The sequence below is a fragment of the Bifidobacterium longum subsp. infantis ATCC 15697 = JCM 1222 = DSM 20088 genome (assembly GCF_000269965.1).
Taxonomy (GTDB): domain Bacteria; phylum Actinomycetota; class Actinomycetes; order Actinomycetales; family Bifidobacteriaceae; genus Bifidobacterium; species Bifidobacterium infantis.
The window spans coordinates 1716062-1741355 of the sequence record NC_017219.1 but is presented as its reverse complement, the minus strand read 5'-3'; the positions used below and the strand labels follow the sequence as shown (position 1 = coordinate 1741355).

The 25294-nt window shown below is 61.0% G+C and carries 26 protein-coding genes and 1 tRNA gene; 14 read left to right on the top strand and 13 right to left on the bottom strand.

Annotation, left to right across the window (positions count from 1 at the left end; translation table 11 throughout):
* The first annotated feature begins 6 nt into the window (after positions 1-6).
* A complete protein-coding gene (locus tag BLIJ_RS08245) occupies positions 7-600 on the top strand; it encodes a metal-sulfur cluster assembly factor (RefSeq protein WP_012577904.1) in 594 nt (197 codons plus the stop codon).
* 89 nt (positions 601-689) lie between these two features.
* On the opposite strand, the gene glgC is transcribed toward BLIJ_RS08245, so the two are convergent.
* The 3 genes from glgC to BLIJ_RS08230 form a co-directional block, all read right to left on the bottom strand.
* Entirely contained in the window at positions 690-1934 is a 1245-nt protein-coding gene (glgC, locus tag BLIJ_RS08240) for a glucose-1-phosphate adenylyltransferase (protein WP_012577903.1), read from the bottom strand.
* Between the two features lie 201 nt (positions 1935-2135).
* Positions 2136-3014, bottom strand: coding sequence for a TrmH family RNA methyltransferase (locus BLIJ_RS08235; protein WP_012577902.1), 879 nt, complete (start codon positions 3012-3014; stop codon positions 2136-2138).
* Positions 3015-3074: 60 nt separating this feature from the next.
* A tRNA-Leu gene (locus BLIJ_RS08230) sits at positions 3075-3162 on the bottom strand.
* 95 nt (positions 3163-3257) lie between these two features.
* Between BLIJ_RS08230 and BLIJ_RS08225 the strand changes: the two genes are divergently transcribed.
* The 6 genes from BLIJ_RS08225 to era all read left to right on the top strand — a co-directional run bounded on the left by BLIJ_RS08225 (position 3258) and on the right by era (position 8749).
* Positions 3258-4055 (top strand): 16S rRNA (uracil(1498)-N(3))-methyltransferase, encoded by a 798-nt coding sequence (locus BLIJ_RS08225; RefSeq protein ID WP_012577901.1) that lies wholly within the window; start codon positions 3258-3260, stop codon positions 4053-4055.
* Positions 4056-4103: 48 nt separating this feature from the next.
* Positions 4104-4442 (top strand): histidine triad nucleotide-binding protein, encoded by a 339-nt coding sequence (locus BLIJ_RS08220; protein ID WP_007055091.1) that lies wholly within the window; start codon positions 4104-4106, stop codon positions 4440-4442.
* Between the two features lie 18 nt (positions 4443-4460).
* A complete protein-coding gene (locus tag BLIJ_RS08215; RefSeq protein ID WP_012577900.1) occupies positions 4461-5636 on the top strand; it encodes a PhoH family protein in 1176 nt (391 codons plus the stop codon).
* Positions 5626-6174, top strand: a complete 549-nt coding sequence (ybeY, locus tag BLIJ_RS08210) for an rRNA maturation RNase YbeY (protein WP_012577899.1) — start codon at positions 5626-5628, stop codon at positions 6172-6174. Before BLIJ_RS08215 ends, ybeY begins: the two co-directional genes overlap by 11 nt.
* A gap of 75 nt (positions 6175-6249) precedes the next feature.
* Positions 6250-7683: a hemolysin family protein gene (locus tag BLIJ_RS08205; protein ID WP_012577898.1), complete on the top strand. Its 1434-nt coding sequence runs from the start codon at positions 6250-6252 to the stop codon at positions 7681-7683.
* 1 nt (position 7684) lies between these two features.
* Positions 7685-8749 carry a GTPase Era gene (gene era / locus BLIJ_RS08200; RefSeq protein ID WP_012577897.1) on the top strand — a complete coding sequence of 355 codons (1065 nt, stop codon included), beginning with the start codon at positions 7685-7687 and terminating at the stop codon, positions 8747-8749.
* A 51-nt stretch (positions 8750-8800) separates the two neighbouring features.
* Here era and BLIJ_RS08195 read toward each other — a convergent pair whose 3' ends face one another.
* Positions 8801-10834: an AMP-dependent synthetase/ligase gene (locus BLIJ_RS08195; protein WP_012577896.1), complete on the bottom strand. Its 2034-nt coding sequence runs from the start codon at positions 10832-10834 to the stop codon at positions 8801-8803.
* Positions 10835-11252: 418 nt separating this feature from the next.
* Between BLIJ_RS08195 and BLIJ_RS08190 the strand changes: the two genes are divergently transcribed.
* The 3 genes from BLIJ_RS08190 to BLIJ_RS08180 are packed head-to-tail and all read left to right on the top strand — an operon-like array spanning position 11253 to position 14161.
* Entirely contained in the window at positions 11253-12416 is a 1164-nt protein-coding gene (locus BLIJ_RS08190) for an NAD(P) transhydrogenase subunit alpha (RefSeq protein WP_012577895.1), read from the top strand.
* Positions 12417-12431: 15 nt separating this feature from the next.
* The gene (locus tag BLIJ_RS08185) at positions 12432-12737 is read left to right on the top strand and encodes an NAD(P) transhydrogenase subunit alpha part 2 (RefSeq protein ID WP_007053366.1); all 306 of its coding nucleotides are present in this window, start codon (positions 12432-12434) and stop codon (positions 12735-12737) included.
* Positions 12737-14161, top strand: a complete 1425-nt coding sequence (locus BLIJ_RS08180; RefSeq protein ID WP_012577894.1) for an NAD(P)(+) transhydrogenase (Re/Si-specific) subunit beta — start codon at positions 12737-12739, stop codon at positions 14159-14161. Before BLIJ_RS08185 ends, BLIJ_RS08180 begins: the two co-directional genes overlap by 1 nt.
* A gap of 45 nt (positions 14162-14206) precedes the next feature.
* Here the strand turns inward: BLIJ_RS08180 and BLIJ_RS08175 are convergent, their stop codons facing one another.
* Positions 14207-15244 (bottom strand): alpha/beta hydrolase, encoded by a 1038-nt coding sequence (locus BLIJ_RS08175; protein ID WP_012577893.1) that lies wholly within the window; start codon positions 15242-15244, stop codon positions 14207-14209.
* 428 nt (positions 15245-15672) lie between these two features.
* On the opposite strand from BLIJ_RS08175, the gene BLIJ_RS08170 reads away from it, so the two are divergent.
* From BLIJ_RS08170 to BLIJ_RS08160, 3 genes are all read left to right on the top strand, one after another.
* Positions 15673-16296 carry a 50S ribosomal protein L25/general stress protein Ctc gene (locus BLIJ_RS08170; RefSeq protein ID WP_012577892.1) on the top strand — a complete coding sequence of 208 codons (624 nt, stop codon included), beginning with the start codon at positions 15673-15675 and terminating at the stop codon, positions 16294-16296.
* A gap of 224 nt (positions 16297-16520) precedes the next feature.
* Positions 16521-17648 carry a branched-chain amino acid aminotransferase gene (locus BLIJ_RS08165; protein ID WP_012577891.1) on the top strand — a complete coding sequence of 376 codons (1128 nt, stop codon included), beginning with the start codon at positions 16521-16523 and terminating at the stop codon, positions 17646-17648.
* 428 nt (positions 17649-18076) lie between these two features.
* Positions 18077-18571, top strand: a complete 495-nt coding sequence (locus tag BLIJ_RS08160; RefSeq protein WP_012577890.1) for a hypothetical protein — start codon at positions 18077-18079, stop codon at positions 18569-18571.
* Between the two features lie 748 nt (positions 18572-19319).
* Here BLIJ_RS08160 and BLIJ_RS08155 read toward each other — a convergent pair.
* The 5 genes from BLIJ_RS08155 to BLIJ_RS08135 form a co-directional block, all read right to left on the bottom strand.
* A complete protein-coding gene (locus BLIJ_RS08155; protein WP_012577889.1) occupies positions 19320-19586 on the bottom strand; it encodes a phage holin in 267 nt (88 codons plus the stop codon).
* Between the two features lie 78 nt (positions 19587-19664).
* Positions 19665-20897, bottom strand: coding sequence for a GH25 family lysozyme (locus BLIJ_RS08150; protein WP_012577888.1), 1233 nt, complete (start codon positions 20895-20897; stop codon positions 19665-19667).
* Between the two features lie 60 nt (positions 20898-20957).
* A complete protein-coding gene (locus tag BLIJ_RS08145; RefSeq protein ID WP_012577887.1) occupies positions 20958-21353 on the bottom strand; it encodes a hypothetical protein in 396 nt (131 codons plus the stop codon).
* 26 nt (positions 21354-21379) lie between these two features.
* Positions 21380-21835 carry a hypothetical protein gene (locus BLIJ_RS08140; RefSeq protein WP_012577886.1) on the bottom strand — a complete coding sequence of 152 codons (456 nt, stop codon included), beginning with the start codon at positions 21833-21835 and terminating at the stop codon, positions 21380-21382.
* Between the two features lie 25 nt (positions 21836-21860).
* Complete coding sequence (locus tag BLIJ_RS08135; protein WP_012577885.1) at positions 21861-22370, bottom strand: hypothetical protein; 510 nt, start codon at positions 22368-22370, stop codon at positions 21861-21863.
* Between the two features lie 318 nt (positions 22371-22688).
* On the opposite strand from BLIJ_RS08135, the gene BLIJ_RS08130 reads away from it, so the two are divergent.
* A complete protein-coding gene (locus BLIJ_RS08130) occupies positions 22689-23891 on the top strand; it encodes an IS110 family RNA-guided transposase (protein ID WP_012577884.1) in 1203 nt (400 codons plus the stop codon).
* An 81-nt stretch (positions 23892-23972) separates the two neighbouring features.
* On the opposite strand, the gene BLIJ_RS08125 is transcribed toward BLIJ_RS08130, so the two are convergent.
* From BLIJ_RS08125 to BLIJ_RS08120, 3 genes are all read right to left on the bottom strand, one after another.
* On the bottom strand, positions 23973-24473 hold the full coding sequence (locus BLIJ_RS08125) for a hypothetical protein (protein ID WP_014484973.1): 501 nt from the start codon (positions 24471-24473) through the stop codon (positions 23973-23975).
* Positions 24474-24547: 74 nt separating this feature from the next.
* On the bottom strand, positions 24548-24718 hold the full coding sequence (locus tag BLIJ_RS14795; protein WP_012577882.1) for a hypothetical protein: 171 nt from the start codon (positions 24716-24718) through the stop codon (positions 24548-24550).
* Positions 24719-24721: 3 nt separating this feature from the next.
* Positions 24722-25294, bottom strand: coding sequence for a hypothetical protein (locus tag BLIJ_RS08120; protein WP_012577881.1), 573 nt, complete (start codon positions 25292-25294; stop codon positions 24722-24724).

Below are 25294 nucleotides of genomic sequence, written 5' to 3'. Positions count from 1 at the left end.
GGAAATATGTCCAACGATAATTTGGTTCCCGAACCACAGCCATCCGTTTTCGATGCCGTCAACGGCGTCCTGCAGGACGAGGAGGCCGCTCGCCGCGTGATGGCCAACCCGGCCTTGGCCAAGGGCTTCCCGAACGGACGCCCGATCGAGCACTCTGCTGCGTCCGGCGATGACACCTGTGCGTGTGGCGGTCACCATGGCAAATGCGGTTGCCGGGATGACGAACAGTCCGATGGCAGCGAGATTCCGATCAAGGCGATTGACGATATCGGCCGCGCCACTGCCGAAGACGTGCGCGAGGCACTGCATCAGGTGATTGATCCGGAGCTTGGCATCGACGTGATCGATTTGGGTCTGGTCTACGGCATTGAGATCGATGAGCTAGGCCGCGCCATTATTACGATGACGCTGACCACGCCGGCCTGCCCGCTGACCGACCTTATCGAGGACGAATGCGCCTCCACACTGGCCGGTCTGGTCGAGGAGTTCCGCATCGACTGGACGTGGGACCCGCGCTGGACCATGGAGCGCATCACACCCGAAGGCCGCGACCAGCTCGCCGCCCTAGGCTTCAACTTCGACAACATGCCAAAGTACTGATAGCGCTTAGTAAGCTCCCTCTGATGAGGGAGCTCTATACGAGAAAAGCCCCGCATGATACGGGGCTTTTCCATGTCTGGACTGGTCAATCAGTCATCGACGATGGTGTTCTTCGGGACAACCGTGATGCCGTCTGGCGTGACAGTGAAGCCGCGGGCCAGATCGTGCTCGGTATCGATGCCGACAGTGGAGTTTTCGGTGAGCACCACATTCTTGTCAAGAATTGCCTTGTACACGCGGGCACGGCGGTTGATGATCACACCGTCGAACAGCACGGAATCGACAATCTGTGCCCACGAGTGGATACGCACATTGGGGGAGAGCACGGAGTGGTGCACTTCACCGCCGGAGACGATCACACCGGGGGAGACGATTGAATCGGTGGCGTGGCCCAGACGGTCGCGGCCCGCGTGCACGAACTTGGCTGGCGGCAGGTTGCCGGACATCGTGTAAATCGGCCAATCCTGGTTGTATAGGTTGAACTCGGGCACATAGGCGATCAGATCCATGTGTGCATCGTAGAACTGCTTAATCGTACCGACGTCGCGCCAGTAAGCGTGATCAGTGGCCGTGGAGCCTGGAATCTCGTTCGAGTTGAAGTCGTAGACGCCGGCCTCGTTGCGAGAAGCGAAGTACGGGGCGATGTCGCCGCCCATGTCGTGCTTGGTGTCGGCAGCCTTCTCATCGAGAGACAGAGCCTCAAACAGGGCCTTGGTGTTGGCAACGTAGTTACCCATGGAAGCCAGAATCTGGTTCGGATTGTCCGGCAGACCGGTGGTGTTGGCCGGCTTCTCTTGGAAGTTCTTGATCATGTTCGGGTGATCGTGATCGACCTCAATCACACCGAACTGGTTCGATTCCTCGATGGGCTGGCGGATACCGGCCACGGTGAACTCAGCACCGGACTCGATGTGCTGCTGAACCATCTGTTCGAAGTCCATGCGGTAGACGTGGTCGGCACCCACAATCACCACGATGTCCGGCTGGACATCCTCGATGATGTTGATGGTCTGGTAGATGGCGTCGGCGGAGCCGAGATACCAATGCTTGCCGAGACGCTGCTGCGCGGGCACAGGGGAGACGTACGAACCAAGCAGCGGGGAGAAACGCCAGACCTGGGAGATGTGGCGGTCAAGCGAGTGAGACTTGTACTGGGTGAGCACCACGACCTGACGGTACCCGGAGTTCACCAGATTGCTCAACGGGAAATCGATCAGACGATACACACCACCGAAGGGAACGGCGGGCTTCGCGCGATCGCGGGTTAACGGCATCAGGCGGGTCCCCTCACCACCTGCAAGCACAATCGACAGAATCTTGGGATTCTTGGCCATCGTAACTGTCCTCTCTGTTACTGAGCGTCTTTCGACACCGCACTACTGGGCCGGATGCTTCCTTGCATTCGGTTTACATAGTTAATAATTGCAGAAAAAATCGAACATGCAAGGCTTTTGCCACCCGCGTGCCGTGAACTTGCGATGAACAGTTTCGTAGATTTGTTAAGGATTCGGCCTTTTAGGGGCGCGTGCGATTCCTTAGCGTGTCGCGTAGAACGCCACTGCGCTGGATGCCGCCACGTTCAGACTATCCACGCCGTGGCTCATCGGAATCTTCACGGTCAAATCGGCGCGGGCAATCGTATGGTGGGACAGGCCGTCGCCCTCGGTGCCGAAGATCAGCGCGAGCTTGTCGATATGCGTCGGATCTTCGTCAGGCGCGTGCAGACGGCGTGTCAGTTCGTCCAACGAAATCGAACGATCCTCCAATGCCATGGCCACAGTGGTGAAGCCCAGCGACTTCAACTCGTCGATGCCCTGGAACGGCCAGTAATGCTTGTTTTCGGTACCGTCGTCGTTGAACCCGGTGATACGGGTCCACGGAATCTGGAATACGGTGCCCATCGACACACGAGCGGCTCGTCGGTACAGCGGATCACCGCAGGAGGGCGTGACCAGCACGGCATCCACATCGAGCGCGGCCGCCGAACGCATCAGTGCGCCCACATTGGTGTGGTCCACGATGTTTTCCATTACTGCCACGCGGCGGGCGCTCCTGCAGACCTCGGCTACGGAGGGCAGCAGCCAGCGTCGCATCGCGCATAGGGCGCCGCGATGCAAACGGTAGCCGGTCAGACGCTTGAGCTGCTCAGGTGAGGCCACGTAGACGGGAATATCCGCGCCCCAGCGCCCGTCGATGAAGTCGAAGGTGTCTTTCATGCCCTCCAGCCAAGGTTCCTCGACCAGCAGTGACAGCGGTTCGCGGTCAGCGGCCAGCGCGCGGTCGATGACTTTGGGGGACTCGGCGATGAACACGCCCTTGGCTGGTTCCAAGCGATTGCGCAACTGCATTTCGGTGAGGCTCACATACGCTTCGACGCGCGGGTCGTCAACGGTGTCCAGCGTGATGAACTGCATTGGTGGCCTTTCGTGTGTGCAGATAACGAAAAACCCCTTGCAATGCAAGGGGTTTATCTGTGCCCGAGACGGGACTTGAACCCGTACGCCCGTATAAAATAGGCACTAGCACCTCAAGCTAGCGCGTCTACCATTCCGCCACCCGGGCAGGTGTCGTTTGGACAACGAGTAAATAGCTTAGCATGAAATTACAGGGATGCAATTCGCGCGTGTGCCCGGCGTGTCGCGTGTAGCCTTGAAGTCATGACTGATGCCCTTTTTCTTTTCGACCCGCAGGTCGACGACGTCCCGGTGAACAGCGACGAACTCCACGCCGGCTGGAAGCTAACCCTGCCTGCTCACATCAAGCGCCATGCCGTGCAGGCCATGCGACTCAAGGCAGGGGACAGCCTGCAACTTTCCGACGGCAACGGCTTGAGAATCCAGGCAGTGATGGCCGATCCTGAAGCCGGACTGGCTGAAGTCGTGGAAGTGGGGCGCGAACCCGAGCAGCTCACCCGTTTGGCGCTGATTCAGGCATTGGCGAAAACCGGCCATGATGAGCAGGCCATCGATATGGCTACGCAGATCGGCGTCGACCAAGTGGTGCCATGGCAGGCGGACCGATCCATTGCCAAGTGGAAGGTCGGCCGTACAGACAAGAAGTGGAATTCGGTACTGGATGCCGCCACCGAGCAGTCGCGGCGCGCCTTTAAGCCGCAATTGGAGGCGTGCGCGTCCAGCAAAGAGGTCGTGGCCATCTGCCGCAGGGCCTGCGTGCATGGCGATGTGGTGATTGTGCTGCATCAGGATGCTACCGATACGTGGTCCGGCGTGGAGGAGAAGGTTGCGCAGTTGGTGGAACGCACGCTCCAGGACGGTCGGCCGCGGACTGTCAGTGTGGTGGTCGGGCCTGAGGGCGGCATCAGTGAGCAGGAGGTAGCTGATTTCGTCAAGGCCGGAGCGGTGAGCTGCGTACTGGGGCACAATATTCTGAGAGCCGCGACGGCCGGTCCTGTAGCGTTGTCGCTGTTGTCTCGGGTGTTGGGACGTTACGAGTAACGCCCACGCGCTAAGCTGGTGCGTAGCAACATCAAACCAAGGAGCATGATGAGCGAATCCGACGATTGCCTGTTCTGCAAGATCATCGCAGGGCAGATTCCCAGCAGCAAGGTCTACGAGGACGAGACGACCTACGCATTCAACGACATCAACCCCAAGGCCAAGGTCCACGTGCTCGTGGTGCCCAAGAAGCACTACGCCAACGTCGCCGAACTTGCCGCCGACGACCCGACCGAGCTGGCCCACATCGTCTCCATCGCGCAGAACATCGCCGACAAGGAATTTCACGGCGCCTACCGACTGGTGTTCAACACCGGTCTCGACGCCGGCCAGACCGTCTTCCACGTGCACGCGCACGTGATGACCGGCGAAAAGCTCGACGAGTAGTAGGGGAATATCCGCTTCGTGGCAACGACTACACGTACCATCACCATCCCGCCCCAACTTGACCCCGTCGCCGTGCTCGGCCCGGTTGACGAGGTCATTCGCGAGGTGGAGCGCGCCTTTCCGGACCTGACGATTATCGTGCGCGGCAACCGCGTGGCGATCGTCTCCCGCTCCAAGCAGACCGAAGCCCAGGCCGCACAGGCCGAGGATTTGGTCAACACCATCATCCAAGCCGCCTACACCGCGCCTATGGACGCCGACACCGTGCGTCGCATGCTCGACCAGAACGTGCTCAAGAACCACGTGCGCCTCGAACATCCAGGTCACGGCCCGGTGCATGACAAACTGGCGCAATCGACCTCAAACGAACGCGCCCATGCACGTTCTGCCGGCTCCCACGACCCGACGTACCGCAAGCCCACGGTTCCCGGCGTCATCACCTTTGCCGCCGGCGTGCCGGTCCGTGCGAAAACCGCCGGACAAGTGGCCTACGTGAACGCCATCGAATCGCACACCATCACCTTCGGCATTGGTCCCGCAGGCACCGGCAAGACGTATCTGGCCGTGGCCAAGGCTGTGCGTGCCTTCCAGGACAAGCAGATTCGCCGCATCATCCTTACGCGCCCGGCCGTGGAGGCCGGCGAAAGCCTCGGCTTTCTGCCCGGCACGCTGAACGACAAGGTTGACCCGTATCTGCGCCCGCTGTACGACGCGCTTGGCGACATGCTCGGCGCCGACCAGCTCAAGCGGTACATGGACGACGGCTCCATCGAAGTGGCGCCGCTCGCTTACATGCGCGGTCGTACGCTGAACGACGCGTTCGTGATCCTCGACGAGGCTCAGAACACCACCGAACAGCAGATGAAGATGTTCCTGACCCGTCTGGGCTTCAACACCACGATGGTCATCACCGGCGATATCTCGCAGGTGGACCTTACCGTGCCGCGCTCGGGACTGGCCACCATCGAACGCATCCTGGGCGGCATCAACGACATCGCATTCGTGCATCTCAAAACCGAGGACGTGGTACGTCACCAGCTGGTCGGCCAGATCGTGGCCGCCTACGACCGTCACTCCGCCATCGCCGGCGACCACCGCGACATCGAACGCAAGGGCCGCCGCAACCATACCGACTTCGATGCCCGCCAGCAAGCGGATTCAACCAACCAAAGTGAGACAGACGATGAGCGTTGACGTCACCAATGAAACCCAGTGGGTCATCGACCCCAAGGTCTTCTCCGATTTGGGTATTTGGGTACTCGACCAGATGCGCGTGAGCACCCAGTCCGACCTGACCATCATGTTCGTGGATCCCAATCCCATCGCCGAATTGCACATGCGTTGGATGAACCTCGAAGGTCCGACCGACGTGATGAGCTTCCCGATGGACGAGCTGCGCCCAGGCGACGGCAAAACCGTGATGGAAGGAGTGCTCGGCGACATCGTCATCTGCCCGTGGGTCGCTGCCCAACAGGCTGCCGCAGCCGGGCACAGCACCATGCAGGAGATGCTATTGCTCACCATCCACGGCATCCTGCACCTGCTCGGCTACGACCACGTGACCCCCGAGCAGGAGCGCCAGATGTTCGGCCTGCAGCGACAGCTGCTGCTCACCTTCTTCGCCCTGCGCCACGATGCCAACGTGCAGGCCACGCTGCCCGCCGGCACACCCGACGCGCTGGCCCTGTACGACGCCGCGCACGGTGCTGGCCGCGACCTCGATTCCAAATAAACTTCCAAATCAATCACACCAAATTCGGATTATTCTCTACCGTTCAAGGACATTCAAGGACACCGAAAAATCATTATGGAGTATTCCAGTACCACGCTGATCGCCGTCACCGTCATTCTCGTACTTGTGGCGGCCCTGTTCGTCTGGCTTTCGCTGACCATGGCCGCCGCTGAAGGTGCCGTGGCCCGCGTAACGCGAGCCAGCCTCAACAATCTCATCCTCGAGGTGCAGACCGACTCCGAAGCAAGCCAGTTCCTCAAGATGAAGAAGATCGACAAGATTCATCGCGTGCAACGGCTCATCGCCGACCGTTACGCCACCGCCGGCAGCTGTGCGTTCTTCCGCATCGCCTGCAATGTGCTCGACGGCGTACTGGTGTCTTCCATCGCATCCCTGTGGGGTGCGGAACTGTGGGTTGAACTGCTCGCTGGATTCCTGTTCGCGATTATCGTAGCCGTGGTCTCCGTACTGGTCCGCCCGCGCACCGCCGGCATGACCAAGCCGGTCGACATCATGATTTCCAACTCGCGCATCGTGTCGTTGGCCACCAAGCTCACGCCGTTCGCACGCATCGGTGGCGACAAGTCCGGTTCCAAGGGGCCGGGCCGCCGCTCCAAGGACTCCGATCTGTCCGATGACGAGGAGCTTGAGAAGATTCAGCTCGAGCAGGGCAAGGCCGCCATCGACCGACTGGTGGAGTCCAACGACTTCGATCCGGAAGTCTCCGAAATGTTGCGCAACGTGCTCACCCTGTCTGATACGTTGACTCGCGAGATCATGGTGCCGCGCACCGATATGATCTGCATGGAGCGCGACTCCACACTGTCTTCCGCGCTGAAACTGTTCTCCCGCTCCGGTTTCTCCCGCGTGCCGGTGATCGGTGAGGATGTGGATGACCTGATCGGCGTGGCCTATTTGAAGGACGCCGTGCGCGCCACCGCCTTCAACCCGGCGGCCATGGAGCGCACGGTCGAATCCATCGTCCGGCAGCCGCTGCTTGTTCCCGAATCCAAGCCGGTGGACGACCTGTTCCATGAGATGCAGCGTTCCCGCCAACATGTGGCCGTGGTGGTCGATGAGTATGGCGGCATCGCCGGCATGGTGACTATCGAGGATGCCATCGAACAGATCGTCGGCGAGCTGGAAGACGAGCACGACCGCACCCAGCGTACCGAGCCGGAGAAAATCGGCGACAACAAGTGGAAGATGCCCGCCCGTACGCCGATTGCCGATCTGGAGGAGATCTTCGAGATCGACATTGATGAGGACGATGTCGATACCGTGTACGGCCTGCTGACCAAGATTCTGGGCCGCGTGCCGATTGTCGGTGCTTCGGCCGTGACACGCGGTCTGCGACTGACCGCCGTGGACTCCGCCGGACGCCGCAAGAAGGTGTCCACCATCGTCGTCGAACCGGCGCACGTCGAGGGCGGCGAGGAAAATAGCAGGACCCATGAGGAAACTGACGGCGAGCCCGTCGAAGGCGATGATACCGCCAGCAAGGAGTGATATGACCGACCAGAACAACAGCACGAACGACGTCGATGACATTGACGTCACCGATGCTTCCGATGTTGCCGGCGTTGCCGAAGTCGACGCGACCGGTGAAACGGAGAATGTGACCAAGCAGGACGTGCCGTATCGCTCCGGATTCGTGGCCGTGGTGGGCCGCCCGAACGTCGGCAAATCCACGTTGATCAACACGTTGATCGGCAAGCAGATCGCCATCGCATCCTCTCGCCCGGAAACCACCCGTAAGGCGATTCGCGGCATCCTGACCGCCGACCACGCGCAGCTCGTGCTCGTGGACACGCCCGGTATCCACCGCCCGCGTACGTTGCTTGGCCAGCGTCTGAACGACGTGGTCGACGAATCCTTGGCCGATGTGGACGTGGTGGCCTTCCTGCTGCCCGCCGACCAGGAAATCGGCCCCGGCGACAAGCGTATTCTTTCCCGACTGCGTACCGACTTCGCCACCAAGCGTGAGGACGGTACGTTCAAGTGGCGCATCCCGCTGATTGCCATCGTCACCAAGATCGACGAGCTTGGCCGTCAGCAACTCATCAACAAGCTCATCGAAATCAACGATTTCGCCGATTTCTCGGACATCGTGCCGGTGAGCGCCCTGAAGCACGACAATCTGGCTGAAGTGAAGAACGTGCTCATTGAGCACACGCCCGAGGGCCCGCAGATGTACCCGGACGATCAGATCAGCGAGGAGCGTCCGGAAGACACCATCGCCGAACTCGTGCGCGGTGCGTTCCTTGAGACCCTGGACGACGAGCTGCCGCATTCGCTGGCCGTGGTGGTCGATTCCATCGACTATCCGGAAGACAACGAGACCGGTCAGGGCTATGACGGCAAGGCGCAGGTCAACGTGTCCATTTACGTGGAGCGTGACTCCCAGAAGCCGATCATCATCGGCAAGGGCGCCTCGAACCTCACCTACGTCAAGAAGAAGCTGCGCACCCCGGTCAACCGCATTGTCGGCCAAAAAGCCAAGCTCGACCTCCACGTCAAGGTAGCCAAAGGCTGGCAGTCCGACCCCAAGCAGCTGGAGCGCCTAGGCTTCTAGGGCGTATAGACGAAAAAGCTCCCTCGTCAGAGGGAGCTTTTGCTATACGGTTTACTTCCGCTTGGTGTACATCTGGGTGTTGAGGAGGGTGGAGTAGCGCTTGATGACCTTGGGGCGAATCACCTTCATGGAAGCGGTCATCAGACCGTTCTCCTGGGTGAACTCCTCGGGCAGGATGATGAACTTGCGTACGGATTCGGCGCGGGAGACGCCCTCGTTGGCCCGATCGACCCACTGCTGCACTTCGGCGCGCACGGCGGCGTTCCTTGCCGCGTCCTCGAGGGACATGTTCTCGTCAAGCCCCTTGGCGGCGAGCCACGGGCGCAACGACTTCTCGTCCAACGTCACCAGGGCGGAGATGAACGGGCGTTTGTCGCCCAGCACCAACGCCTGGGAGACGATCTCGCAACGCTGGATGACCTCCTCGATCGGGCCGGGGGAGACGTTCTTGCCGCCGGCGGTGATGATCAGATCCTTCTTGCGCCCGGTGATGTACAGGAACCCGTCGTTGTCGATGCGGCCCAGATCGCCGGTGGCATACCAGCCATCTTCGGTGAACGACAGCTCAGTGGCCTCGTCGTTCTTGTGATAGCGCGGGAACACGGCACGACCCTTGACCTGAATTTCGCCGTCCTCGGCGATGCGCAGGGAGAATCCGGGGAATGCGATGCCCACGGAACCAGCGTGGAACGGCGTACCCAGCGGGTTGAACGCGCACGGCGCGGTGGTTTCGGTCAGACCATAGCCCTCGTATACAGGCACACCCGCGCCACGGAAGAAAGCCAGCAGTTCCGGGTCAAGCGGGGCACCGCCGGCCACAATCCACTTGGCACGACCGCCGAGCACTTCGCGCAGCGAAGAGTAGACAATCGGATCGAAGGCAGCGCGGCGAGTGCGGGTCAGTGCACCTGCCTTGCCATTGGCGGAGACTTCCTTCATATAGTTCTGCGCAGCCACCACGGCGGAGGCGAACACCACGCCCTTGGGGCCGTGGCCGGCCTTCTGGGACGCGGCGTTGTACACCTTCTCCAGCACGCGCGGCACCACGATCATGAGAGTGGGCTTGGCCACCTGCAGATCGCTGATCAGCGTCTTGATGCCGGTGGCGATGTAGATGCGGACGTTCGAGGAGACGACGATGTAGTTGATGGCGCGGGCGAAGGAATGGGCCTGCGGCAGGAACAGCAGGATGGTGTTCCTCTTGTCGTGCAGCAGATCGGGCATGTAGGCCGGCAGATTCAGCGCGGTTTGGCAGTAGTGCTCGTGGGTCATCTCCACGCCTTTCGGCGCGGCCGTGGAACCGGAGGTGTACACGATGGAGCACAGGTCGGTCTTCTTGACCGAATCGATGCGCTCGTCCAGCTCCTCGTCCGAGACCGTGGTGCCGTAGGCCTTGATTTCGTCCAAGCCACCGGTCTCGATGGTGATGATGTGCTCCAGGGACGGGCACTCTTCGACGGACCCATCCGCCTTCTTACGCATGTCCGTGTCCTGCACGATCAGCAGTCGGGCATCGGAGTTGTTGACGATATTGCGAATCTGCTCGGCGGAATCGGTGTCGTAGATGGTGGCGAGCACGCCGCCGCACGCCATGATCGCCGCGTCGGTCAGGTCCCAGTCGTAGGAAGTTCGGCACATGAATGCCACGGCATCGCCCTTCTTCAGGCCGTAATGAATCAGGCCCTTGGCCACGGCACGCACGTCAGCCAGGAACTCGTTGGCGGTGACGGTCACCCAATCGTTGCCGGACTTGTAGGTGTACAGCGGCTCATCGCCCATACGTTCGGCGCGGTCCGCATACAGGTCGTAGATGGACGTACCTTCGTCCAGCGGCGGATTGCCTTCGGTGGAGGTGGTGAGCAGGCCGGTGGCGGGGTCGATGTCGGTGACGGTCAGGTGGCCGTCGTCCCAATCGTCGCTGTGAGGCAAAGCGATGTTGGTCTCGACCGGCACGTCGGCGTTGGACAGGTAATCGGGCTCGTCCGGGGTGTCATCGTGGACCGGGTGGACGAAGTCGGATCCCAACCTGAGCGCCTTGCGGGTGAGATCGATCGTGTGCTGCGTGAAGGAATTGATAACCGACAAGTCTTGCTCCTGTAAACCTTTCAGTGTCGTCCAGCCATGAGGCGAACGCTTCTCAAAGTTCAAATTGTAATCGCCCAAACCGAACTCGTCACCTTACGCAACCGTAGGATTCTGGCGGGTTAGGGGAGTGCGTGGCAAAATATTGCACAGGTCCCGATATTGTTGAGTAACCGTGAGCTACGAAACGGTGATTGTCGATAATTACTGAGCGGTTGGTTGCTAATCGATGCCGGGTGATTGTTGGACGACTTCCGAGCAATTCATCCGCAATGCGCATGGACACATTCGTATTTCTCACTAATTTCGGGTTCGTTTCTGTTTCGATTGGCGGAATCTCAAGTCATGGCCTTTACCTTCCGACTACACTTTCTATGCGGATAACCATGTCCATTTTGAAGTAGAACAAGAAAGGGCTCTCATGGCGCAAAACCCAGAAGCCACCGTGGTGTTCGGCGTTTTGAACGAAACGTCCGAAACGGAATCCCGCGTCGCGCTGACGCCGGATATCGTCACCCGGCTGAAGAGGAGCGGTGTCTCTTCACTGATTGAAGCAGGTGCCGGCATTGCTGCCGACTACACCGATGAGGATTACGAAAAGGCCGGTGCGAAGGTGACCAGCCGTGACGAGGTGCTCGCCGAAGCCGACGCGCTCGGTTTTGTGGACCGACCGTCCGCCGAGACCGTGGCCAAGCTCAGGGCCGGCCAGTGGGTCATTGGCATGCTCGGTTCCTTCACCGATGCCGATTACATGGCCGCGCTCGAGAAGGCCGGTCTGGTGGGCATCGCCATCGAAAAGCTGCCCCGTAAGCTTTCCAGCGCCCAGTCCATGGATGAGATGACCTCTCAGAACTCCGTGATGGGCTACAAGGCAGCCATCACCGCCGCCGATGCTTACGGTTCCTTCCTGCCGATGATGACCACCGCCGCCGGCACGATTCGCCCGGCTAAGGCGCTGGTGCTCGGTGCCGGCATCGCCGGCCTGCAGGCCATTGGTACGCTGAAGCGTCTAGGCGCGGTCGTCACCGCGTACGACGTGCGTCCCGCCTCCCAGGGCGAGGTCGAGTCCCTCGGCGCGAAGTTCCTTGATCTGGGACTTGACTTCTCCAAGGGCCAGGGTGAGGGCGGTTACGCCCGTGCGCTGACCGCCGAGGAGCAGGCTCAGCAGCAGGCTGCCGTCGACGAGAAGGCCGCCGGCTTTGACATCATCATCACCACCGCCAAGGTCCCGGGCCGCAAGCCTCCGGTGCTGCTCACCGCAGCCGGTGTCAAGGGTCTCAAGCGTGGTGCCGTGATCGTGGACTGCGCAGCATCCGACCTCGGCGGCAACGTCGAGGGCTCCGCCGTCGGCGAGCAGGTCACCGAGGGCGGCGTCAAGCTGATCGGTGCCCCTTATCTGGCCTCCGGCGTCGCCACCACTGCGTCCAATCTGCTTTCGCGCAATGTGGCCGACATCCTCGTGCACTTCGTGCGTGACGGCAAGCTCGGCCAGGATCTCGCCGAAGAACTTGACGACGCGCTGGTGGTTGCCGGCCGCGCCGCCGCCCCGGCAGCTGCTGCCGATGCCGAGAAGTCCGAGAAGTAAGGAAGAAGGAATACCGTGCCTACTCTCGTCGTTTCCATTACCCTGTTCGTCCTCGCGCTGCTCATCGGCATCGAGGTCATCGGCAAGGTGCCCGCCACCCTGCACACGCCGCTTATGTCCGGCGCGAACTCCATCCACGGCATCGTCATCGTCGGCGTTGTGATCGTGGCAGCCGAAGCCAATAGCCCGCTGGCCTACGTGTTCATCTTCTTGGCCGCTGTGCTGGGCACCATGAACGTCGTTGGTGGCTACGTGGTCACCGACCGCATGCTTGAGATGTTCAAGTCCAGCAAGAACGAGAAGAAGGGGGAGTCGAAGTAATGACCTCCGCAACCGTTGGCGCCATCGACATCGTCGCTTGGTTCGCCTACCTGTTCTCTGCCGTCCTGTTTGTGGTCGGTCTGCATTTCATGAATTCGCCGAAGACCGCCCGCAAAGGTAACCAGATCTCTGCGTTCGGCATGGTCGTGGCCGTGCTCATGGCGTTCATCGTGCTCTTCGCCAAGGGCTTCGTGAACATTGTCGCCGTGGTGGTGCTGGTCGTCGGCATCCTGATCGGTGCCGTGGCCGGTGTCGTCTCCGCCAAGAAGGTGAAGATGACCGATATGCCGCAGCTGGTCTCCGTGTTCAATACCGTGGGTGGTGGCGCCGCCGCACTCGTGGCCCTGAACGACATCCTGACCAAGGAAGGCACCCCGGACATCGTGGTGCTCATCACCGCTGGTCTCGGTATTCTCATCGGTTCTGTGACCTTCACCGGCTCGCTCATCGCTGCCGGCAAGCTACAGGGCATCAAGTGGGTCAAGAAGCTGAACCTGCCGGGCAAGGGCGTATGGAACATTCTGTTCGCCGTGCTGTCTGTCGCCTCGCTGGTCATGCTGTGCGTCCAGCCCGAACAGCGTCTGCTGTGGTCGATTCTGACCACCGTGTTCGCCCTGTGCTACGGCTTGGTCTTCGTGATTCCAATCGGCGGCGCCGATATGCCCGTCGTCATCTCTGTGCTCAACGCCTGCACCGGTACGGCTGTGGCTATGTCCGGTCTGGCGATTGACAACGTTGCCCTGATCGTGGCCGGCGCACTCGTCGGTTCCGCAGGTGTGACCCTGTCCATCCTCATGGCTCAGGCCATGAACCGTCCGCTGCTCTCCGTCTTGGCCGGTGGCTTCGGCGGTGGTGCTGACGCCGCCGCTGCTGGCGACGGTCTGGAAGGCACCATGAAGGAGACCACGCCGGACGATCTGGCCGTTCAGCTCGTCTACGCGCAGAAGGTCATCTTCGTGCCCGGCTTCGGTCTGGCTCAGGCTCAGGCCCAGCGCGAGCTCGCTGACCTCGGCGAACTGCTCAAGGGCCACGGCGTGGAAGTCTCCTACGCCATTCACCCGGTCGCAGGCCGTATGCCTGGTCACATGAACGTGCTGCTGGCCGAGGCCAACGTACCCTACGAGGAACTCGTGGATCTCGATGAGATCAACCCGCAGTTCCCACAGGCCAACGTGGCTCTGGTCGTCGGCGCCAACGACGTGACCAACCCGGCCGCTCGTCGCCCCGGCACCCCGGTCTCCGGCATGCCGATTCTCGACGTCGACAAGTCCCAGAACGTCGTGGTCATGAAGCGTGGCCGTGGTATGGGCTATGCCGGCATCCAGAACGAGCTCTACTTCGAGAACAACACCCAGATGCTGTTCGGCGATGCAAAGAAGAGCCTGCAGGCCGTCATCGCCGCCGTCAAGGAACTGCTCGCGTAACCATTCTTGGCTCCCCTCTGTGAGGGGAGCCAAGCTCTATATCTACTACAGTCCAAACACCCGCTTAACAAAGCTGTTAACGCGACGCCAATAGCGGTCCGGATCGGTGCTGGCGCTCATCGTGTGGTCGGCGCCGGGAATCAGCAGCTTCTCGCGGTCGATGCTGGCGCAGGCGTTGTAATTGATGTCCAGATACTTCGGATTGACAAAAGTATCCGCTCCGCCATGAATGAACATCATCGGAATAGTCGCGTGCCGTAATGCCTTCACACAGGAGGCGTCCTCAAACCGGTATCCAGCTTTGCGTCTAGACACATGACTGGCCACTTTGACCAGCAGCACGGCCAACGAGTGCGGCAAATGGAACATCGCCTCGGCATTATCCGTAAACTGTGAGACCACGGAACTGTATCCGCAATCGGAAATCGCGGCGACGACGTTGCGGGGGAGTCGCGCATCGCCGGCCGCCATCATCACCGTGGCGGCGCCCATCGAATTGCCATGCAACAGAATGCGTGCATCCGGATCAGCTGCGGTGATCAGCGAAACCCAGCCCAACAGATCGTCGCTTTCCAGCAATCCCATACCCACGTAACGCCCTTCGCTCAACTCATGGGCGCGCTGCGCGGGTAGCAGGACCGTAAAACCGAGTTGCGCATAGCGATGCGCCCATTTGGCCATTTCCGCGGGCTCTCCGGTATAGCCATGGCAGCAGATCGCGTATAGATGCGGCTGTGGGTCGGAACAATCCGGGTCCAACAGCCAGCCGTGGAGTTTCAATCCATCATGGCTGCGCAGCGTGACCGATTGCTTGGCCTCCTCGAACCACCGGGTGGCCTCAAGCTGCTCGGACATGTCGAATTCGATGCCTTTCGGCGTCTCCTCGTGCGGCATGTTGAACATCGAACGTTTGGCCTTGGTGTCCAGCGCGAACGTGAACATGACGTTGGCGGCCGCGGCTGTGACGCCGGCTCCGGTGGCGGCTATCGCGGCAAGTGCCGCAGCCATACCCCTGACAACGCGAGTGTGTGCGGCGATGACGTCATGGTCATCCTCATTGATGACGTCGTCCGAACGAGTCATATCAACCTCCCGATACGGTACTCACCATCGTACGTTATTTTTCGAAATCATCCCCAACTTCGTGAAAGACCGTACACTGAGTGTCGCTGAGCGTACGGTTTTCACGAAATGGCGGACGATTTCGTGAAAACCGTATGATGAGAACGGGTAAGCGTACGTTCTTCACAAAGCTAGGGATTATTTCGCGGAAACCGTGCGTTGACGTGGCTGGGACGGCCGGGATGCAGCGTCATCGAAACATCACCACGCAAAGTCCGGAGTTGGCGTATAATTGACAATTGTTGCTTTGGCGAGGGAAGTGTGCGTGCTGACACATGACACAGCTTCCGTTATCGACTCGGCGTATTTCACTCTTTGTAGGGTGTCTTTCGGCGCGTCGTGGCGTCTGAGCGAGACAGTACGAAACGAAACTACAAGGAGTATCCATTATGGCTACCACCATTAAGCTTGAGGGCGAGGCCCGTTCCGAGTTCGGCAAGGGCGTTGCTCGTCGTCTGCGCGTTGCCAACAAGATTCCGGCCACCATCTACGCCGGCGGCGAAGAGCCCGCCTTCGTTACCTTGCCGATGCGCGAGACCACCCTGGCCCTGCGTCACACCAACGCCCTGTTCACCATCGCCTTCGACGGCAACACCAAGATGGCCGTCGTCAAGGACGTGCAGAAGAACCCGGTCAAGCGCATCATCGAGCACATCGACTTCCTCGAGGTCAAGGCCGGCGAGAAGATCGACGTCGAGGTGCCGGTGTTTGTGGAAGGCACCCCGAAGGGTGCTGCCGTGGCGTTCGTCGACATTCAGGAGCTCAAGGTCCGCGCCGACGTCACCAACCTGCCCGAGAAGATCGTGGTCAGCGTCGAAGGCCTGACCGACGGCACCAAGGTGTTCGCCAAGGATGTCGTCCTGCCTGAGGGCGTCGAGCTGGACATCGAGGATCCGGAAGAGTCCGTCGTCACCGTCGAGGTGCCGGAGGATGCCACCGAGTCCACCACCGCTCCGGAAGCTGCTGCCGCCCCGGCTGACGCCGCCGCTGCTCCGGCTGCCGACGCCAAGTGAGTCGGTCGCTTCGATAGCGAACAATTCAGAACATAACTGAAACGTGGAAGCCCGCAGCCGTTGAGAACGGTGCGGGCTTCTTCGTTTTTTCACCATGTGAACTCTGCCACACGAGTAACACATGGGTGTGCAAAAGTATGCAACAGAGCTCGCGCCACAAGCGCACAGCACACACCCCATATGGTGGCTTTCGGGCTGCCAAAGTCAAGAAGAAGTAGCTAGTAATGACTGAAAATACGCACCACGATCCGGCAGCGCTCGACCAGCTCACCGAACCGTTCACCGTACTGCCGAACGACAACCCCGCATCCGATGAGAAGCGTCAGTCCCTCATCGACAAGCCGGCTTTCGGCCAGGTGTTCTCTGACAACATGACTCACATGACTTGGACCAAAGGCGAAGGCTGGTCCGACCGCCGCGTCGAGCCGTACGCGCCGCTCAAGATGGACCCGGGTGCCTCTGTGCTGCACTATGCACAGGAGTGTTTCGAGGGTCTGAAGGCTTATCGTCACGCTGACGGCTCCACCTGGCTGTTCCGCCCGGATGCGAACGCCGAGCGTTTCCAGAATTCCGCCAAGCGTCTATACCTGCCCGAGCTGCCGGTTGACGACTTCCTCGGCTCCGTGGCCGCGCTGGTCAAGCGCGACGCCAACTGGGTGCCGTCACGCCGTGAGTACACACTGTACATGCGTCCGTTCATGTTCGCCTCCGAGCCGTTCCTCGGCGTGCGCGCTCCGCAGGAAGTCGACTACTGCGTGATCGCCTCTCCGTCCGGCCCGTACTTCCCGGGCGGCGTCAAGCCGGTGAGCATCTGGGTTGAAGACAAGTGGTTCCGCACCGGCCCCGGCGGCACTGGTTTCGCCAAGTGCGGTGGCAACTACGCTGCCTCCCTGCTCGGTGAGTATAAGGGTATCGAGAACGGCTGCGAGCAGGTCTGCTTTGTGGACGCCGCCACCAAGACCTACCTTGAAGAGCTTGGCGGCATGAACATGATGGCCGTGCACAAGGATGGCCACGTGGAGACCCCGTCCCTGACCGGCAACATTTTGCCGGGCGTGACCCGTCGCTCCCTGATTCAGCTGCTTCAGGACAAGGGCCACGACGTGGTCGAGACCATGATCGCCCTCGACCAGCTGCTCGAGGACATTAAGTCCGGCGAGGTCACTGAGGTGTTCGCTTGCGGTACCGCCGCCATCATTACCCCGATCGGTCGCTTCAAGTCCGAGAAGTTCGATGTCACCGTCGCCGACGGTGGCTCCGGCGAGCTGACCGTCGCCCTGCGCAACGAGTTGCTCGGCATCCAGCTCGGCGAGGTGGAAGACCCGCACAACTGGATGTGGAAGGTGTGCTGAAAAGCCCGCTGATTAGGCATTGAGACCCCTTACGAACGACAATGTTTGCAAGGGGTCTCATCGTATCTCGGGTAAGATTTCCGGCGTCTAGGAATGTCATTCTCCAACATTCTCCAACAAATCTTCGGGTTGGGCTGCGGAACGGTTTCGGCGTGGCGGAATCGACGGTGATTCGCTCGAAAAATCAAAAATCGGTTTTTGTATAAATATTCATGTAAGCCTTTTTGTATCTATTTATGTATGTTCACATGTCGGTGTGAGCAATAATCAGCGTTGACTGTGACTCACTATTCCCATTATGGTGTGACTATCTGTTATCATGTGAGTGTGAATAAAAAACCCTATGGAGGTGAAGACTCCACAGGGTTGAAAAACGAAACCCTAGCAAGAGTTCCACTCCCAAGTTTAGTCGAGGGCGTGGAGGAAAGATGACGGAACAGATGGGCTACCGCAATGTAGATCGCGTATATGCTCTCGCAAGCCAAGGCAAATTCTCCAAGACTGATGAAAACGGCAAGCAGACGCTAGACCTACTGGCTTTGTCGATGATGACCTACATGGCCTCGAAGGTAATCGACAAAGAGGATGTGGACGCCGTCGTATATCAAGACCGTGCCTACTGGTGTTATTGGGAGGGTTGGGACAAGATGATAGAGGGTATGGGCATGGTCATCGCCTCCAAGGAACATGATTTAGACACTGCCGCAGAAACAACAATGGCCCGCACGCGGACAGCGCGAAACCGACTGAGCCGTGGTGCAAAGTTTTTACAAGAGCAGGGCTGTATAAAGCAGCTAAAGGCTCCGATTCCTCTAGCGGGGAAGAATGCCATCTGGCTTCTGTTGCTTGGTAATGAGAGGGAGAACCGCGAAGCTGAGCGAATCGCCCGATTGTATTTCAATCTTCCGCCCATGAAAGCGTAAATACGCGAAAACCGCCCCTCCGTCCAGCGTTACTGCTGGGGGAGGGGCGGTGGTATTTATTCGCTGCGACTACTTGCCGGCCATGCGTACCGGGTTGTATGCGACTCCGAATCCTGCGGCGATCAAACGCTCGATATTGACCTTATCGAAGACACAGCTCCAGTGCCATTATCCGTCATCAGAAAAGCCGTGGATTTTGATTGATGTAAGTTTTGGCACGCCAAAACTTACATCAATCAATGAAAAACGTCAAAAAACGCCCTATTTTTAGATGTCCATGTAAGTTTCAGATGACATCAACGTCATCTTCCCCTCATAAAGTGTCAGGAAAAGTTGAGGGTGAGTCGGTGCTTGGCACGTCCCATGATGGGGCTGAGGGAGACGGTCGAGGTGTGGGCTGAGGGGTGACGGGAGTGTCTGGCGCTGGGCGAGTGGTGTTGGTTGATGGTTGCTGTTGGATGGGTGCGGGTTGTGATTCGGATGTCCCGGCTGGCGCGGATGGTGCTTCTTCTGTTTGTTGAAGGACGCGCTGAGCTGAGAGTGGGTTGGAAAATGGCCGCTTTGCCTTGCGGGAGTAGGGCTGAGCGGTTTTTTTCGTTTTAACCGGTTTTAACGGTTTTTAACCTGTTTTTACGAAAAATGTGGGCAAAATGTGGGCAAAAAATGAGCCTCGGAAAGCTACTCCCAAAACGTGAAAACCGCCCCTCCGTCCAGCGTTATGCCGGATGGAGGGGCGGTGTTTTTATGGTTATTCGGTTTTGGATGCCTTGGCCTTGAGGGTGCTTGCGCCGATGACGACGCCGATGGCCAGGGCGACGGCGTTGATGGTCGTCGCGGCCTGATCGGCCCACGTCCAGCCCCATACGGGGCCGAGGGTCTGCACGAGCACGCCGATGGCCGGCAGCACGATCAGCGCGAGCCATTTGAGCACGTCATAGGCTCGGTTCGGCAGCAGCCAATCGGGCACGGTCGGCTCCGTGCCGGCGGTCTTCAGTTCGGTGTTTTCGTCGGTCATATTGTCCTCGATTCTGTGATTTGGAACCTAGGAACCTCGCCCGGTGTCGGGTGCAGGGTTCCTAGGTAGGTCGGGTTATCAGTAGCGCAGCACTTCGCCGGGGTAGATCACGTTGGGGTTGCCGCTGCGATAGCCGGTGAGCTGCGTGTAGCCGATGCCGAGGCGTGCCGCGATGCCGCCGAGCGTGTCGCCAGCGCGGACGGTCACGGTACGGGACGGTGGGGCGTTGCTGCCGGTGGCGACGCTGCCGCCGCCGTTGTAGGTGACGACCTGACCGGGGTAGATCAGGTTGAGGTTGCCGCTGGGCACGCTCCACTTGGACAGCGGCCACAGGCCGGTGCGCGAGGCGATGCCGCTCATGGTGTCGCCGGAGCGGACGGCCACGCGGGTCGTGTTGGCCTGCGCGGCCTGCTGCGGCGCTACGGTCGCGGTGCCGGCGAGGCGCTGGTTGACGATCGCCATGACCTTGTCGTAGTTCGCGCCGAGCGCGTCGCGCCGCTGCTGGCCGTTGCCGTAGTCGCCACGGATGGTGGCGGTCGCGAGTGCCTGTAGGTCGATGGTCTGGGTCGGCGGCTTCTCGGTCTGCGGCGGGGTTGCGGGCTTGGCTGCGTCGGCGGGGTTGGCGTAGGCCTGCCACTGGCTTGCGTCGCCTCTGAAGTAGTTGAGGTCGAGCGGCCCGTTGTAGCCGCTGATCCAGCCGTTGGAGGTGTACTGGCGCATGGCCTCGCCGTAGACCGCGTAGTTCCACGGTCGGCTCTGGTAGCCGGTGGGCGCGTTGCTGGCGTACTGGGCGACCCACAGGCCGCAGTTGGCGCGCACGTCGCCGGGTATCTGGCCCAGCGCGCTGGCCTGCACGTACACCATCGGCCATACGCCGGTGAGCGTGTGCACGCGCTGGACGAACCGGCGAACCCAGTCGGAATTGCCCCACTGGGCGTTCTGATAGGACTCCCAGTCGAGCACGAGCACGGCCCTGCCGATGTAGTCGCGCGCCCGGCCGACGAAGTAGTCGGCCTCGGCCTCGGCGTTGTTGCCGCCGGCGTAGTGGTACAGGCCGAGGCTCTTGCCCCGGTCTGTCACGCACTTGGCCTGCGTGCGCCAACTGGAGTTCTCGAAGCCTACGCCCTGGGACACCTTGACTACGGCGAAGTCGTAGCTGGCGGTGCAGGTCACGTTCGAGCCCTGCCAGCCGGACACGTCGATGCCGACCATGTCGGCCATCGCGATCGCCGGCGTGCACGCGAGCAGCACGGCGAACAGTGCCGCGATGAGGGCCTGCAGCGGCTTGCTTCTGTTTTTGAATCTGCCCATTCGTTTTCCTTCCTATGTGTGGGGTGGGCATGAAATAGCCCCCGTCGGGGTCGGCGGGGGCTAAGCCTGTGGTTTTCTCGGGGCTATCGGCGCGTCCTGTATGTCCTGATTGACTTGGGTGCCGTGCCCGTTGCCACCAAGCGCGTGGTAGGTGGCGTAGACGCCTTCGGCGCGGGTTTTGAGGTCGTTGTCGGCGATACCGCCAGCGTCGACCATCTCACGCTGCATCTGCTCCAATTTGCACAGGAGCATGGTTTTCACCCCATCCTGCAGTGGGTCGAGACGCTGGTCGAGCTGGGTCAGGCTCGCGTCCACCTGATCGAGTCTCTGCGACAGGGCCGGGTCCGGTTTGCCCGCCTGGTCGATGCGGCGCAGTATCCATCCGGCGACCGTGCCGCCGCACGTGGTGATCACGGAGACCAGGATCGTTGCCCATACGGGTATCGTCTCGGTCATCTAGGTCATGACCTTCTTTCCTTTCGCTAATTGTTCCGGAGGGGCATCGAGCCTCCGTCGAACCACGGGAACCGGGGGAGGAGTTGTTGGACGGTCGGCCAATCGTCGCCCTCGTACACGGCCATGGCCTCCAACGTCAAACTGCCACTGCCACGGCAGTAGATGCTGCGGTTGCCGTCCCTGTTGATCTTCGCCGCCGTCCATGCGGCACCCGATGGGGTCGTGCCGGAGACGAGTGTCATGCCGCTCTCCACTGCCACGCTCAGCCCGCTGGTGGCCGTGTAGGCGATGACCACGACACGGCCCAGTCTCATCAATTCACGCCAGCTATACCAGTCGATTATCGACCAGCTATTGTTGCCAGTATTCGTGTAGCGGAAGTGCCCGTCGATGTGCTCGACATTCACGCCACTGCCGTTGGACCACGTGCTTAAGTTCCTGCGGCATGAGGGGTCGGTGTACAGGTTGGTGATGTAGGTCATGCCGCCACCGCCAATCGGGGAGCGGTCAGCTGAGTGGCATGAGATCGCCGGAGAGCAGCCTGCCGTGATTGTTCCTCTGCCACCAGTCCCAGTCGGTTTTGGTCATGAGCGTGGGCCGGTCGAACACCGTCACCGCGCCCGTTTTCAGGGGACTGTCGAACACGATCTGGGTTCCATTGGCATCCTGCGGGGTGGTGAACTCGATCGTCACCGTGTCGTGGACGCCATTGGACTGCGGGTTGCCGCCACGGGCCAGCTCCGTCCAGCCGGAGGCGTTGCGGCCGATGATGCACAGGCATCCGTTGCGCAGCGACTTGTCGGACGTCCAGTAGGAGAACTGGAACACCATGCGCGTCGATGCCGGCAGTCCGGTCAACGCCTGTGCCGCCTGCACGCCTCCAGCGTCGGTCGACTGCAGTCGCAGTTGCCGCTGCGCGTCGATGCAGGTTATGGTGCCGGAACCGCCACTCGGGGAGGGCAATGCCCCACGCGAGTTGAACAACGGGTTGGGGTAATGGTTGGTTATCAGCGTCATGCGGCCAACCCCCAATGATCAGGGTGGGCGGCATGAACGGGATGAGGATTGTTACACCCCATTACCATGTTTGGTAGGCCCCGATGGTCGGGGCCGGGTCGCCGGTTCCGGTATGACTTTCCTGCCCTGTCGTCGATGATCCGGGGGGTGTTGTCGCCGGGAACGGGGACGCCCGATGACCGCTGATAGGAACCAGGCCGGCTACACGGACGCTTCAGGGGCGCATGGCGCAGGTCTCGTCGTAATGTGGGTGCGGCGCGGGCGTCCGGACTCCTCCGAGCCCGCGGCGACCGGAAAACCTTCATGACGGGAGGAACGATGATGACCCCGGACGACATCGACGTGTGGGTCGGCCTGGACGTGGGCAAGAGCGCGCACCACGCGCACGCCCTCGACCATGACGGGAACACCCTGTACGACAAGCCGTTGAAACAGGACGAGAAGGCCATCCGCACGATGCTGGGCAAGCTCTCCAAGCATGGCCGTGTGCTGCTGGTCGTGGACCAGCCCAACACCATCGGCTCCCTGCCCCTGACGGTGGCGCGGAACATGGGGATCGCGGTTGCCTACCTTCCCGGCACGGCCATGCGCAGGACCGCGCAGCTGCTGCCCGGGGACGCGAAGACCGACCGCAGGGACGCGCATGTGATCGCGTGGGCCGCGCTCAAGCTGCCCGAGACGCTCAGGGACGCGGGCCCGGATGACGAGACCCTCGCCGCCCTGAAGCTGCTCGCCGGCCACGACGAGGACCTCGCCCACGAATCCACCCGCCACGTCAACCGCCTGCGGAGCCTGCTGCTGCAGACCCACCCCGCGTTCGAACGCGCGCTCAAGGGCGAGAGAATCACGCGCGACGCGACGCTCGCGCTGCTCGAACGATACGGCGGGCCCATGGGCGTGAAACGGGCCGGGATCGAGGACGTGAAGGACTGGGCCAAGTCCAACGGGCTTCGCGCCGGCCGCATCATCGACGACATGTTCAAGGCGATCGGCGAGCAGACCGTCACCGTGCCCGGCACCCTCATGGCCGAGACCATCATCCCCTCCATCGCCCGCGACATCAAGACGATCAGGGACCGGCGGCGCGAGGTCGGCCGCCAGGTCGAGAAGCTCCTGGAGGACCACCCTCTTCTCACGGTCCCGGCGTCGATGCCCGGGATAGGCGTCAGGACCGCAAGCAACATCCTGCTCGGCATCGGCGGCGACATCGCCAACTTCAAATCGTCCGCCCATCTGGCCGCCTACGCGGGCATATCGCCCGTCACCGGCCAATCCGGCACCAGCATCAAAGGCGAACGGCCCTCCAGGCGGGGCAACAAACGCCTCAAGAACGCGCTGTGGCAGACCGCGTTCGTCGCATCCACCAAACACCCGCCCTCCGTGGCCTATTACAAGCGCAAACGCGAACAGGGCAAACACCACAACGCCGCCATCATCTGCCTCGCGCGTCGGCGCTGCGACGTGATCTACAGCATGCTCAAAAACGGAACCCTCTACCAGGAACCAGCCCTCGTAGCCTGAACCGGGCCACACGGGAAAGGACGCCGGACGCCACCGGCAGGGCGAAGCGCGCCCACGACAGCCAACCGGAATCCCGACACGTCAACTCCCCAAGGAGTTGACAAAAACATAGGAACACCCCCCATTGGTTAATGGCATGAGGTCGCCGTCGAAGTAGCCTTCGCCGAGTGCGCGCATCTGGTTCCAGTCGGCTTCCGTCATGAGCAGGGGCTGTGTGAAGTTGGCGCTGCCCGAATCGGGGCAGGCGAGCCGGATAATGAAGTCTCTGGTCGGCGTGAACTTGAGGGATGTTCTGCCTGCAGACGCGGCGGAGCACAGTGAATTCCAGGGGTCTATCTCGGCGATGAGGACGTAGCCGTTGCGCACGGTGGACTGGTCTCCGACCACGTTCCAGATGTCCGTCTGGAACACGAGGCTCGTGTCCCGTGGCGTGTTGAACCACATTTGGGTGAAGCAGTCCTGTCGGCCTTCCTGGGCGGTTATGGTGACGCCCTTCTGGTTGCCGGCGATCATGGAGACCGTGCTGTTGGTGGGGTTGCCGAGCATCATTCGCGGATACGTGAGGTTGCGCAGATACGTCATTCCGGCCCCTTTCTGTTTTCGGGTATGAGAAAAGCCACCCCGTGGGGTGGCTTTCGGGAAAATGGTTTGGCTGATTACTTGTTTTCGGCCTGCTTGGCCTCGAGCTCCTTGACCCTGCGTTGCAGTGCGGTTGCCTGTGCTTGGCTGATGGCGAGTTCGCGGGTCAGGGTGGCGTTACGGGCGCTCATGTTGTCGAGCACGTCGTTGATGTCCGCCTGCACGAGGCTTTCGGTTGTGTCTGTCATTGGTTATCTCCTATCGGTGATGGTTGGTGTGACGTCGTTCAGAAATCTGGTTCGCGCCCGGTCGATTTCCGTCGCGTGTTCGGCGAGCAGGGTGGCGAGGCTCGTGGCGTCCACGCCGGCGGGCAACCGTATCGACGGCTCCACCGGCTCGCCGGCGTTCGGTTCGTCCAACGCCCGCGCGGCGGCGAGAGCCGCGTCCGCCTCGTACGAGTCCACTATGGTCGTGGCATCCAAGCCCAACAGCCGGCGGGTCTCCGCACGCCCGTCGGCGGCCAGCGCCCCGGTGGGCGTGAACGCGCGGTGCAGTGATGCGGCGCGCACCTGATTCAGGTCGACGAGCGCGTCATGCTCCAACTGCTCGTAGGCGCTGGTCCAAGCGTTGCGTCCGGTGGCCGGGTCGATGACGCCCGGGTCTGACCTGTTCGTCCGGACCCGTATGATCGCCGCGACCGCTTCCATGTCCGTGTCGCAGCCGAGGAGCTCGCCCCACGAGGCGATCGCGTCCAACGGGATGAGATGACCCGTCCCGTCGTCACCGGTCACGGTCAACACGTCGCCGTTGATTTCCGTTTCCAT